Origin of the sequence: Streptomyces sp. NPDC046716 (genome assembly GCF_040645755.1) — a bacterium.
GTDB lineage: Bacteria > Actinomycetota > Actinomycetes > Streptomycetales > Streptomycetaceae > Streptomyces.
Genome location: NZ_JBEYYU010000033.1, coordinates 91751 through 98762 on the forward strand (window position 1 = coordinate 91751; position 7012 = coordinate 98762).

The following is a 7012-nucleotide window of genomic DNA, read 5'->3' on the forward strand; positions in this document are numbered from 1 at the left end:
GGCTCACGCGTCCCAGCGCAGCAGCGCCCCGAGACCCCCGGCCGGTCCGGTGGCCGGATCCGCCCCGGCCACCGACACCGCCTCGGCCCCGGCGGCGGCCGCGCACCGCAGCAGCGCGTCGTCGGCCCGCGCGGGCACCGCGTCCCGCGCCCCGAGCACCGCCGGCTCGTCCCGCTCCACCCCGACCTGGTCGGGTTCGGCGCCGACCCAGACCGGCCGGTGCGCGTCGGGCCCGTCGGCCCGGATCAGCAGCTGCGAGATCCGGTGCTCGCGCGCCGCGTCGACCAGCGCGGGCACGCCCTCCGCGGCCTCCTCGCCACGCAGGCGCGCGGCGGCGAACAACTCGGCCTCGTGGGCGGCGCGGGCCCGGGGCAGCTCGGTGTCGAGCCGCCCGCCGCCCGCACCGGAGCCGGCCCGCAGCGCCCGCTCCCGCACCTCCGCGGGCAGCCGCTCGCACACGGCGGCGCACTCCGCGTCGTCCCCGACCAGCACGACGAGATCGGCCCCTGTCCCGGCCCGGCAGCGTGCGAGCGCCTCCGCGAGCTCGGCGGCGCCGTGCTCCCAGCCGTCCGCCGCCCGCAGCGGGACGTGCCGCTCCGCCTCGCGGAGCCCGTCCTGCCACAGCGCGAGAGCGGCGCCGTCCCGGCCGACGCGCGCGACCAGGCACAGCGGATCCGGGCCGGCCAGGTCCAGCAGGGGAGCGATGTGCGGAAGCGCCGCCCAGCGCACCGACGTACCGGGTGGGGCCTTGCTCAGCGGCGGATCGAGGACCACCTCGCCGCCGGTGGCGAAGAACGCCCGCCCGACCGGCTCACCGGCGTGCCGCAGCTCGTCGACGGCCATCCGCACCGCGTGGCACGTGGCCTCGTCGGCCCCGGCGCGGGCGAGCGCCCGCTGCACCGCCAGCGACTCCAGCGTGCGCTCCTCGGAGGTGGAGGCGCGGTGGCGGTCCGCGTCGACGTACACGGACGCCCAGGGCCCGGGGCGGTCGTACAGCGGGGTGAGGAACGCGAGGTCCATGTCTGCCTCCCGGAGGTCGTGGGCGCGGTGGGCGGAATACCGCGTTCAGGCGCGGGTACCCTGCGCGCCCCCGGGCAGACGGGGGGTGACACACACGAGTGAAAGGGGCGTGTCCTTCGCGCCGTCCGGAGCGCGAGGCGATACGGGGGAGGACGGGGAACCATGCCCGTTGCAGGTGTCGTCGCCATGACCCGGCGGTGGTCGTACGCTGCTGGGTCGACGGAGGAACCGGCGTACGGGACCGCCGGGCGCACGACGCGTCATGACAGGTCATCACGAGGAGTCAGGGTGGCGAGAACGTCCTTCCGGACGGAAGACGTCGACCGGGCCATGGAAGCGATCAAGGACGCTTTCTACAGCAACCGGCTGGACGTGCTGTCACGCCCCGAGCGGTTCGACGCCACGTTCGACGTGCTCGAACTCGGCGGGCTCACCGTCGGGAACCTCAGGTGCGGGGCCGATGTCCGGGTGCGCTGCGGGGAGTTGGGCTCCTACCACGTGAACATCCCGCTCGGCGCCGCCCTGTCCTGGCACCAGGCGAGCCGGCCCGGTCAGCTCACCCTGCCCGGCTCGGCCGCCGTGTTCCAGCCGGTCGGCACCACGTCCGTGGACCAGTGGACCGGCGAGGGCCGGATCGTCGCCCTGAAGATCGAACGGCCGCTGCTGGAGCGGCGGGTGGAGGAGCTGACCGGCCGGCCGCTGCGCGGGCCGCTCGTCCTCGAACCCGGCATGGATCTGACCCGCGGGCGCGGCCGGGCCTGGGCCCGGCTCATCGCCACGCTCGTCGAGGATCTGGACGAGGACGTCCATCTGCTCCAGCACCCGCTGGTCGCCGCCCCGTTGCGGGACGCCGTCGTCAACGGCCTGCTGCTGAGCGCCGATCACCACTACCGCGACGTACTGGACCAGCCCGCGCACGGACTGCGCCCCGCCCCGGTCAAGCGCGCCATGGACGCGATGCGCGAACGCCCCGAACACCCCTTCACCACCGGCGAACTCGCCGTGCTGGCGCGGGTCGGCGTGCGCTGGCTCCAGGAGGCGTTCGCGCGGTACGTGGGGATGCCGCCGATGGCGTATCTGCGCTCGGTCCGGCTGGAGCGGGCCCACGCCGATCTGCTCGCCGCCGACCCGCGCACGGCGTCCGTCAGCGACATCGCCCACCGCTGGGGCTTCGGGCACCTGGGGCGCTTCGCCGAGCAGTACCGGGCCAAGTACGGCCAGGTGCCGTCCAGCACGCTGCGCGCGCTGGACGGCGACGCCCTCTGGGACCGTCGCGTCCCCTGACGGCCGTGGCTCACACGCCGCTGACCTGCTCCAGGAGCGCCGCGTCGAACGCCTTGAGGTCGTCCGGGCGGCGGCTGGTGACCAGCACGTTCGGCCCGCCGGTGCAGATCTTGACCTGCTCGTCGACCCAGGTGCCGCCCGCGTTGCGGATGTCGGTCGCCAGGCTCGGCCACGACGTCAGCGTGCGGCCGCGCACCACGTCCGCCTCGACCAGCGTCCAGGCGGCGTGGCAGATCGCCGCGACCGGCAGGCCCCGCGTGAAGAAGTCCCGGACGAACGCCACCGCGTCCGGGTCGGTGCGCAGGTGGTCGGGGTTGGCCACCCCGCCCGGCAGCACCAGCGCGTCGAAGCCCTCGGCACCGGTGGCCGCGAGGTCCGCGACCGTCTTCTCGACCGGGAACGTGTCCGCCTTGTCGAGATGGTGGAACGCCTGCACCTCACCGTGGCGCGTCGACACGAGCACGGGCTCGCCGCCCGCGTCCCGCACGGCCTGCCAGGGGTCGGTCAGCTCCACCTGCTCGACGCCCTCGGGTGCCACCAGGAACGCGATGCGCATCAGTTGCTCAACTCCCTTGTACGGATGGATCTGTCTGTACGGTCCGGACGGTGCGCGGGCGGTCGCCCGGATCGTGGGTGACCGGCAGATCGCCCAGGCTCACCATGCCGACCGCCCGGCCGTCCTCGACGACCGGAAGGCGGCGCACCGAGTGCTCCCGCATCAGGGACACCGCGGTCGACACCGGATCGTCCGGGCCGACCGCCACCGGATGGGGAGTGCACACGGCCTCGGCGCTGACGGTCAGCGGGTCCTCGCCCTCGGCCACGGCACGCACCGTGATGTCCCGGTCCGTGAGGACTCCGACGAGTCCCACCTCGTCCGCCACCAGGACATCACCGATGTCCTGGGCCCGCATCAGTTGCGCGGCCTCGACGAGTGAGGCGTCGGGGCGTACCGCTACGACGCCTGGTGTCATGACGTCCCTGACCACATCGGCCATGACCGCCGGCCTCTCTGCTCCGTCGGGCTGGTCCGTGACCCAGGCCGCAGTACCCGGTGGGGGACCGTTCATTCCTGGTCGCCGACGAGGGCCCAGGCCAGCTCCGACGCCGTACCGAAGGTCGCGTCCTCCGGCAGCGCGGCCACCCGGTCGACGAGCCCGTCCGGCGCGGACCGCTCGCGCAGCGCCTGTGCGAGCGGCGCCGGGGCCGCAGGGAACGACGTACGGCCGAGCAGTCGCCCGAGCTCCAGCCGGAGCGCTTCGTGCCGGCCCCGGCCCGGCACCACCGGACCGCCCGCCACTTCGGGGTCGTCGTCGGCCACCGGCTCCGGATCGTGCCACTCCGCGGTCCGCGTGGGGTGCCCGGACCGCAACAGGCCCTGCAACTCGTGCTTCATCTCGTCGTCGCGGTGCGCGCTGAGCCGGTCGCTGCCTCGCTGCATCTGTCCCTCCTGTTTCCCTGGTGTCCGGTGGGTGCCGGGACGCGTACCCGGGCGCCCACCGCTGACACCTGCGGCTCCGTCCGTCGCCCGAGACCGGTACGCGCGGCCGTGTTTGTCCGGGCGGTGCAGGGGCAGCCGAAAATGAGTGCTTCGGACAGGAGGCACGTCCGTGGGACGGACGGGTACGCACGGCGTACACGTCCCCGGGACAGCGATCCGCTGTACCCGCCCCGGGTGTGTCCGACTCCGTTTTCGGGGCGACTCCCACGGTGACCACCGCCAAGGCACCACAACGCACCACCAGGGAGTTGCGACCATGCGTACGCGTACCGACGCATCTCTGCACCCGGTCAAGCCGGGGCAGCGGCACCCACACGACGACGCGCCCGACACCGCCGAGGCCTTCACCCGGCTCTGCGACCTGCCCGACGGACCCGAGCGCACCGAGCTGCGCCGTGAGGTCGTCGAGGCCTGGCTGCCGATGGCCGACCGGCTCGCGGGCCGCTTCCGCAACCGCGGCGAGTCCCTCGACGACCTGCGGCAGGTGGCCGCACTCGGCCTGGTCAAGGCCGTCGACCGGTACGACCCGGAGCGCGGCAACGCCTTCGAGAGCTACGCCGTCCCCACGGTCACCGGCGAGATCAAGCGCCACTTCCGGGACCACATGTGGACGCTGCACGTGCCGCGCCGGGTGCAGGACCTGCGCAATCGGGTCCGGTTCGCGCAGCACGAGCTCTCCCAGACCGTCTCGGGGCGGGCGCCGACGCTGAGCGAGATCGCCGACCGCGCCGGTCTGACCGAGGACGAGACCCGCGCCGGTCTGGAGGCCCTGGAGAGCTTCACCGCGCTCTCCCTCGACGCGGAGCTGCCGGGCAGCGACGACGGCTACTCGCTGGCCGACGCGCTGGGCGCCGTCGACCCCGCGCTCGACACCGTCGTCGACCGGGAGGCCGTCAAGCCGCGGATCGCCGAGCTGCCCGAACGGGAGCAACGCATCCTTTACATGCGGTTCTTCGGCGACATGACGCAGAGCCGCATCGCCGAGCAGCTGGGCATCTCGCAGATGCACGTGTCCCGGCTCATCAGCCGGTGCTGCGACCGGCTGCGCGACGAGGTCCTCGCCGATGCGGCCTAGCGGTCGTCCGGCGCGCTGACCCCGGTCATCGGCGTCATCTGCGCATGGCCAGTGCGATGTGGCGGGACATCACGTCCAGCGCCTGTGCCTCCGCCATGGAGAACGCCAGGCGGCCCGCGGACCGGAACAGGGTGAGGACGCCCTGGACCGGTTCGCCGGGGGACGGCACCAGCGGAACGCACAGCAGCGAGGTGACGTCGGCGCGGACCAGGACCGGGGCGCCGGACGCGTCCGGGCCGAGCGCCAGCGGATCCTCGGGGCGCACCAGCAGCGCGGGCGCCCCGCCGCGGGCCGCCTCCTCGATGAGCGGGGCGGAGGCCGGGTCCTGCGCGGCGATGTCCCGCACGGCCGCCTCGTCGTCGCCCAGCACGCAGGCCCGGGTGAGGCGGGCGGCTCCCGCGTCGGCCACCACCCAGTCCGCGAACCGGGCGTGCAGGACGCGGGCGGCGCGCCGCAGCACCTCGGGCGGATCACCGGCCGGGGCGCCCAGCAGCTCCCGCGTCATCGCGTCCAGCAGATCCATCACGGCCTGATGGCGGCTGGTCTCGGCGAGATCGGGGACCGGCGCTGCGGAGCGGTCCTGAGGGTGCCGCACGGTCGCGGAGCCTTCGTCGGCGGGCTGGAGCAGCGCGAGGACGGTGGTGCGCGGCTCGTTGCCCGGACGCAGGCCCGTCAGGGTCGCGCGGACCGGCTCGTGCGGGGACTGCTGGAGATGCACGGTCATCCCGCGGTCCCCCTCGCCCCGGGCCACCGCGGCGACCTGCGAGCGGAACGCGGCCCGGTCCGCGTGCGCGAGCAGACCGGTGAGCGGCCGCCCGCTCGCGTATCCGGCCCGCACCCCGGTGAAGTTCGTCGCCGCGAAATTGAGGCGGCGCACCACGCACTCCCGGTCCACGAGCGCCACCGGCAGCGGAAGCCGCTGGAACACGGCGCGCAACAACTGCTGTTCCTGCCGGTCTGCGGTGACCGGACGGCCTCCGGATCCACCGCCCTCGGAGGTCAGTTGCTCGTACCAGGGCCACAACTTGCCGATCGCGTGGTCGAGTTCGAAGAGGGCGGCGTCCAGTACGGCGGGGAGCTCGTCGGTCGGCACCGAACGTGCTGCCTTCAACTCCCCCACCCGGCGCACGAAGTCCGCCAGTTCCTCACCGAACTCTTCCAATTGCGCCATACCCGAGAACCTATCCCGGTGAGCTGTTTTCCGGGAACGAGTGAGGGAAGCCGAAGCTGTGAGGAGGCGTTTTCCGATGCGCGAGGACGATCGGAACGAAGCAGAGACCGCACCACAGCGGGCGTTCGGGACGTATCCCGCGGAGCCCTCGCGGCTCGCCCCCGAGGCGCCCGAGCCGGGGCTGCCGGCCCGCCGGCTGTCCGAGCTCGCGGAGGAGGCCGTACGCTGCACGGCCGACTGCTGCGGCGCCGTCGCGACGGTGAGCGACGGCACCGGCGAGCGGCCCTCCGCCGCCACCCACCCCGACCTGACCGCGCTGGTCTCCGTCCAGCTGCGCTCGGGCGAGGGGCCCATACCCGTCGCCGAGGAGTGCGGCACCCCGGTCGACGTCACCGATCTGCTGCGGGACCGGCGCTGGCCGCACTACCGGGCGGTCGCCCTCGACTCCGGCGTGCGCGCCAGCGTGACCATCCCCTTCCGCAGCGCCGATCTGACCGTCACGCTCAGCCTGTACAGCTTCCGCGCCGGCACGCTCGCGGACGCGCCGCACGGTCCGGTCCGCGCCCTCGGTGACCTCGCGGCCACGTGCATGGTCCGTGACCGCTCCTACCGGGCGGCCCTCGCGGAGCTGGACCAGCTGGGCGCCGCGCTGCGCAGCCGGCCCGTCGTCGACCAGGCGTGCGGCATCGTCATGCATGTGCTGGGCTGCGACGCGGACGCCGCCTTCACCGTGCTGCGCCGCATCTCGCAGGCGACGAACCGGAAACTGGCCGATGTCGCGTCCGCTGTCGTCGACAAACGGGGGCGCGGGCTCGAGCGGGAGTTCGCGGCGCTGACCCGGTGAGGCGCCGCCGGGGTGCGGATTCGTTACCGGGTGCGGCTTTCGCCGTGGCTGGTCGCGCAGTTCCCCGCGCCCCTGAAGCGAGCTCCGAAAAGTACGATGACGGCGCGGCGCACACCG

8 protein-coding genes are annotated in these 7012 nt (G+C 74.0%); 3 read left to right on the plus strand and 5 right to left on the minus strand.

Going from position 1 to position 7012, the window contains the following annotated elements; genetic code table 11:
- Positions 1 to 3: 3 nt before the first annotated feature.
- A complete protein-coding gene (locus ABZ930_RS24340) occupies positions 4 to 1020 on the minus strand; it encodes a hypothetical protein (protein ID WP_361551298.1) in 1017 nt (338 codons plus the stop codon).
- A 288-nt stretch (positions 1021 to 1308) separates the two neighbouring features.
- Here ABZ930_RS24340 and ABZ930_RS24345 point away from each other — a divergent pair, with 288 nt between their 5' ends.
- Complete coding sequence (locus tag ABZ930_RS24345) at positions 1309 to 2304, plus strand: AraC family transcriptional regulator (protein WP_361551301.1); 996 nt, start codon at positions 1309 to 1311, stop codon at positions 2302 to 2304.
- A gap of 10 nt (positions 2305 to 2314) precedes the next feature.
- Here the strand turns inward: ABZ930_RS24345 and ABZ930_RS24350 are convergent, their stop codons facing one another.
- The 3 genes from ABZ930_RS24350 to ABZ930_RS24360 form a co-directional block, all read right to left on the minus strand.
- Positions 2315 to 2860 carry a type 1 glutamine amidotransferase domain-containing protein gene (locus tag ABZ930_RS24350; protein ID WP_361551304.1) on the minus strand — a complete coding sequence of 182 codons (546 nt, stop codon included), beginning with the start codon at positions 2858 to 2860 and terminating at the stop codon, positions 2315 to 2317.
- Positions 2861 to 2867: 7 nt separating this feature from the next.
- On the minus strand, positions 2868 to 3302 hold the full coding sequence (locus tag ABZ930_RS24355) for a CBS domain-containing protein (RefSeq protein ID WP_361551307.1): 435 nt from the start codon (positions 3300 to 3302) through the stop codon (positions 2868 to 2870).
- Positions 3303 to 3370: 68 nt separating this feature from the next.
- Positions 3371 to 3745: a DUF2795 domain-containing protein gene (locus tag ABZ930_RS24360; RefSeq protein WP_361551310.1), complete on the minus strand. Its 375-nt coding sequence runs from the start codon at positions 3743 to 3745 to the stop codon at positions 3371 to 3373.
- Between the two features lie 316 nt (positions 3746 to 4061).
- Here ABZ930_RS24360 and ABZ930_RS24365 point away from each other — a divergent pair, with 316 nt between their 5' ends.
- Positions 4062 to 4880 carry an RNA polymerase sigma factor SigF gene (locus ABZ930_RS24365; RefSeq protein WP_361551313.1) on the plus strand — a complete coding sequence of 273 codons (819 nt, stop codon included), beginning with the start codon at positions 4062 to 4064 and terminating at the stop codon, positions 4878 to 4880.
- Positions 4881 to 4914: 34 nt separating this feature from the next.
- Here the strand turns inward: ABZ930_RS24365 and ABZ930_RS24370 are convergent, their stop codons facing one another.
- Positions 4915 to 6051: a GAF domain-containing protein gene (locus tag ABZ930_RS24370; protein ID WP_361551315.1), complete on the minus strand. Its 1137-nt coding sequence runs from the start codon at positions 6049 to 6051 to the stop codon at positions 4915 to 4917.
- Positions 6052 to 6127: 76 nt separating this feature from the next.
- Between ABZ930_RS24370 and ABZ930_RS24375 the strand changes: the two genes are divergently transcribed.
- Positions 6128 to 6895 (plus strand): ANTAR domain-containing protein, encoded by a 768-nt coding sequence (locus tag ABZ930_RS24375; protein ID WP_361551318.1) that lies wholly within the window; start codon positions 6128 to 6130, stop codon positions 6893 to 6895.
- The last annotated feature ends 117 nt before the right edge of the window (positions 6896 to 7012 follow it).

What these genes read in the sequence shown, in the direction of transcription:
- ABZ930_RS24355 (WP_361551307.1), bottom strand. Translation starts at nt 3,302, where the DNA reads ATGGCCGATGTGGTCAGGGACGTCATGACACCAGGCGTCGTAGCGGTA.
- ABZ930_RS24365 (WP_361551313.1), top strand. Translation starts at nt 4,062, where the DNA reads ATGCGTACGCGTACCGACGCATCTCTGCACCCGGTCAAGCCGGGGCAG.
- ABZ930_RS24375 (WP_361551318.1), top strand. Translation starts at nt 6,128, where the DNA reads ATGCGCGAGGACGATCGGAACGAAGCAGAGACCGCACCACAGCGGGCG.
- ABZ930_RS24350 (WP_361551304.1), bottom strand. Translation starts at nt 2,860, where the DNA reads ATGCGCATCGCGTTCCTGGTGGCACCCGAGGGCGTCGAGCAGGTGGAG.
- ABZ930_RS24370 (WP_361551315.1), bottom strand. Translation starts at nt 6,051, where the DNA reads ATGGCGCAATTGGAAGAGTTCGGTGAGGAACTGGCGGACTTCGTGCGC.
- ABZ930_RS24340 (WP_361551298.1), bottom strand. Translation starts at nt 1,020, where the DNA reads ATGGACCTCGCGTTCCTCACCCCGCTGTACGACCGCCCCGGGCCCTGG.
- ABZ930_RS24360 (WP_361551310.1), bottom strand. Translation starts at nt 3,745, where the DNA reads ATGCAGCGAGGCAGCGACCGGCTCAGCGCGCACCGCGACGACGAGATG.